4 protein-coding genes are annotated in these 3944 nt (G+C 66.1%); 3 read left to right on the top strand and 1 reads right to left on the bottom strand.

Going from position 1 to position 3944, the window contains the following annotated elements; translation table 11 throughout:
* Window positions 1-446: 446 nt before the first annotated feature.
* Together LPA41_RS40675 and LPA41_RS40680 are read left to right on the top strand one after the other, a co-directional pair.
* Entirely contained in the window at window positions 447-968 is a 522-nt protein-coding gene (locus LPA41_RS40675; protein WP_229076843.1) for a hypothetical protein, read from the top strand.
* Window positions 940-1629 (top strand): site-specific integrase, encoded by a 690-nt coding sequence (locus LPA41_RS40680; RefSeq protein WP_229076844.1) that lies wholly within the window; start codon window positions 940-942, stop codon window positions 1627-1629. Before LPA41_RS40675 ends, LPA41_RS40680 begins: the two co-directional genes overlap by 29 nt.
* On the opposite strand, the gene LPA41_RS40685 is transcribed toward LPA41_RS40680, so the two are convergent.
* Complete coding sequence (locus LPA41_RS40685) at window positions 1626-2294, bottom strand: hypothetical protein (RefSeq protein WP_229076845.1); 669 nt, start codon at window positions 2292-2294, stop codon at window positions 1626-1628. The genes LPA41_RS40680 and LPA41_RS40685 overlap by 4 nt on opposite strands.
* 456 nt (window positions 2295-2750) lie before the next feature.
* Here LPA41_RS40685 and LPA41_RS40690 point away from each other — a divergent pair, with 456 nt between their 5' ends.
* The gene (locus LPA41_RS40690) at window positions 2751-3800 is read left to right on the top strand and encodes a hypothetical protein (RefSeq protein WP_229076846.1); all 1050 of its coding nucleotides are present in this window, start codon (window positions 2751-2753) and stop codon (window positions 3798-3800) included.
* Window positions 3801-3944: the final 144 nt, after the last annotated feature.

Genomic DNA, 3944 nt, shown 5'->3' on the forward strand with positions numbered 1-3944 from the left:
CGGCCCGATGCAGCCGACGGATCTCAGCCCAGTCCTCCACCTTCAACACCCCTTCCAAGATCAAGGAGGAAGGGGGTCAACTTTCCCGGATCCCTACGGGGTCACTCTTCAGGAAGCGGCGACACCCTCTGACAATTTCGGAGCAAGGACCTTCCGCGAACTGCGTAGCGCCGCTTCGGGTTACTGCCAGGGCCCTCCGTACCGCGAGGGCTCGATGCTCTGGATGCTGCTCGATGCCATCCGAGCGAGGGAACCTTTCCCCTTCGGTTTACACGACCATCGCGGATGCGCGTCAAGGTGGCTTCATGGCTTGTATCTCTGGCACGGCGTTGTGAGTAGGCAGGATGGGCCGGCCACCGCTACCGCTCGGCACGGGTGGCAAGGTGCGGTTTCATCGCTTGGGGCCGAGCTGGGTCGCGAGATGCGGTTCCCGTGACTACGACGGAGTGACGCGGTCGGTGGAGCGTTGTCGTGCGTCGAAGGCGGCGGCCGAGCGTGCGCTGAAGGAGGCGCTGCGGGATCGTGGTCGCGCCGGTGCCGGGTTAGACGGCGAGACCCGGCTCAGCGTTGTTGTGGAGGCGTGGTGGGAGACCTACGCCGCCGGGGAGGGGTCGCTCGGGTCGAAGGTCACCTACCGGAACGTGATCGACCATCAGGTGCTGCCCTCGGCCGGATACCTGCGGTGCCACGAGTTCACGGTCGCCGTCGCCGAGCGGCTGCTGCGGCGCATCGAACGTGAGCATGGCCGGGCGGTGGGTATGTCGGTGCGGACGGTGTTGAGTAACGTCTGCGCGTTCGCGGCCCGGCTCGGTTTCATGGACCGCAACCCAGTCCGGGACACGACTCCGATTAGTACGAAGCCGAAGAAGGCCCCCAACGGCCTCGATGCGGTGCGGCTTCGGCAGCTGCGCGCCTACGGTCACCTACTCCCCTGTCGCCGTGCGCCGCGACATTCCGGCGGTCATTGACGTCATGGCGGCTACCGGCCTGCGCATCGGCGAGTGCATCGCTCTGACCGTGGACGCGGTTGATCTGCACCGCCGTACGGTGCAGGTTCGGGGCACGGTGGCGCGCCATCCGGGTATCGGTGTGGTGTTCGCGCGTAAGCCCAAGACGGAGGCCGGTTATCGGACGTTGACTGTGCCGGCGTGGGTGATGCCGTCTCTGGAGGCGCACGTGCTGGGCGCTGTCAGGCTGACCGTTCGGGTGGTTCAGATCAGCGAGGACTGCGACCTGGTCATGCCCACGGCGGTGCGAGTCGGGCGCCGGCTGCCGGCTCCGCCATGGCTGCGCGATGCGCTGGAGCGAAGCGAATCCTGGCAGGAGGAAATCGCGATCGTTCTGCCCTCGACTGCGGGCACGTTACGGGATCCGTCCGGCGTCTCCCGTGACGTCGAGGCGGCTTTCGTGTTCGCCGGCCTGGATCGGGATACGTCGCATCTGCTGCGTAGGAGTGTGGCGACGCAGATGGACGATACGGGTGTTCCGGTTCGGGAGATCGCTGATCAGCTCGGTCATGCGCAGGTCAGTATGACCCAGGACGTGTATCTGGATCGTCAGCCGGTCTGCACAGCCGGCGCTACCGCTCTCCAGCCTTTCGGCCTGCCGTCAGGTCAGCCCGCCAGCTAGTTCTCGCGGTCGGGATCCAGGTGCTGGCACGCCCCGTGGGCGTCCTCGTCGAACAGGCCGGGTGCGGTGCTCACGTTCTGCCAGAACGTGCCTGCAGTCGGGTACTGCACGGTTGTTCGCCACGTGTAGCCCGGATGGCGGTGTTGCATCCGGTGGATCGCCCGGCTTCCTAATCCGAGGCCGCGGTAGCTGTGGTCGACGTCGAGTTTGCGGACCAGCCCGCGCCGGCAAGGCTCGCAGACTTGGTAGTCGAGCTTGCCGATGACGTGCCCACCCAGCCGCAGGAACAGCAATTGATGACCGATCCCAGCGGTGCCGGCCGTCTGGTGTTGCCACCGCACGCGTGCGCGCACCAGTATCCGCCGCCAGAGGCTGCGGCTGCGGGAACTGCGGTCGGGCCATCGGTACGGTTCCGGATCCGGAAACAACTCCTGATGCAGCTGGGCCGCGAACCGCTCGCGGTCGGCTTCGCTGCGGTCGGCGCCGGCATCTCGGAGCCGCTGCAATGTCTGCCTGAGGAATGCCGCGGCGTCGTCCCATCCCATGTCACTGTCGGACTCGTGGCGGGTGCACGTGACGGCGAGTGCGGCCGTGACCCGGGCGGCGTCGTGGAGGTAGAAGGGCAGCATCGCGTTGACGGTTGCGGCACGACGCTCCGGAGACATGTCCGCCCATTCGAAGGCTGCATGACGCGCCCGATCGGCATCGCTTTCTGCGAGGTCACTTCCGACTGCGTCCGCTGGTTCCATAGATGAACATTGCGCCGAGGCGGGTGGGGTAGCAAGCCGTGACGGGACTCCAGTGACCAAAGAGCACGAGTTCGCTTCCGAACCGGGGTTTTCGATGTGTTGTTGCTGTGTCGTGAGCTCCAGCAACCCGGTCGCTGTTCAGCTCGCGATACACAGCGCGTAGGGCATCCTAGGATGGAAGCCTACCTCGTGAAACGCGTTCCGCCGGTGGGCCGGCCGGTGCATCCGCGCTGCCTGGCTGGCGTCGCCGTGCCACCGTGTGTCCGGGACCCAGTTATGAACCATCCATTTAGGATCTTGAAACCCGGGTGCCCCCGCCTCGGTGATGTCGAGCAGCGTGTGATGCCTGCCGGAAGCGAGGTTCGAGTCGCGATGACTTCGGAACGTGAGATGGCCGCGTGGATTCTCGCAGCCCTCCATGAGTTGCAGGGCACAGCCGAGACTCACCAGGTGTTCGAGGTGATCAGGCGCCGGTTCGGCTCCTGCATGGATGCCGAGGATCTCGCGGATGTGAGCCCGTGGCGAGCAGAGCAACGCTGGCGCAACAAGGCACATACGGCTCGGCGCCCGATGATCGAGAAAGGACTGCTTCACAGCGGCGATGTCACCGGGCGCAACGTGTGGAGCTTGACCGCTGCGGGCACCGCGGAGGTGCCGGCTGCTTACCTTCAACCTGCGGTGGACCTTTGCTCCCGCTTTCGCGCGAGTGCCGCTGACGTGCAATGGCGCACGCGATTGGGCCGGTCTCTGCGTCTCGCGCCCGCAGAGACGACCTTCACCGACGACGTCCTGCTAACGCTGGCCGCAGGGCACCGCGGGAGCGTGTCGGTTCAGCGCTTCACGTCCGCGCAGGAGGCTCGCAACGGGGCGGACTGGGAGTGGTGGATTCGAGATCACTCGGGGTACGCCGGGTTCCGGATGCAAGCGAAACGCGCCGCGCCAGGCAACGGCCGGATCGCGTTCGACCAGAAGGCCGCTCGGTCCGCCCCGGCCGGGGAACAGATCGATGTCTTCGACTGGAGATGCCGCAACGACGGCATCGCCGGGCTGTACTGCATCTACAGCGACGCGCTGCCGGTAACAGACCCTCCCGGGGCGACGGCGAGTGCCTGTCCGCACGGCCGCGCCGACTTTCGGCAGTGGGCGTGCACTGTCCTGCCCGTTGACACCGCGCTCCTGCTGCGGCGCTTGGGCAAGTTCGACGCCGCAACGGCTCTGTCCTATGGCGCACCGTGGTATCAGCTGGTCTGCTCCGAGCCAGTACGTAGTGTCACTGACAGCGTGTTCCAGTGTTTCAGCGGCTTGCGGCCCAGAACATCACCCTGCGACGCAGCACCCAGCGCCACCTGGAGATCGACGACGGCTACCCGGATCTCTTCGACGGTGCGCTGTTTCCCTCACGGGAGCCCCCGCAGCAGGTAGTGGCGGCATTCGACAATGGGCTAGTACGGCAGCCGCCATTCGTGATCATGGCCGGAGTTCGAGGTTGAGACGGCGGGCGTAGTGGGCTTGTCTGGCTCGTGCTTGATGGCGGCGTCGCCAGTTCGACCAGCGCAAAGAGTAGGC

The sequence above is a fragment of the Actinoplanes sp. DH11 genome, assembly GCF_020873875.1.
In the GTDB taxonomy this organism is placed as follows: domain Bacteria; phylum Actinomycetota; class Actinomycetes; order Mycobacteriales; family Micromonosporaceae; genus Actinoplanes.

What these genes read in the sequence shown, in the direction of transcription:
- LPA41_RS40685 (WP_229076845.1), bottom strand. Translation starts at nt 2,294, where the DNA reads ATGTCTCCGGAGCGTCGTGCCGCAACCGTCAACGCGATGCTGCCCTTC.
- LPA41_RS40690 (WP_229076846.1), top strand. Translation starts at nt 2,751, where the DNA reads ATGACTTCGGAACGTGAGATGGCCGCGTGGATTCTCGCAGCCCTCCAT.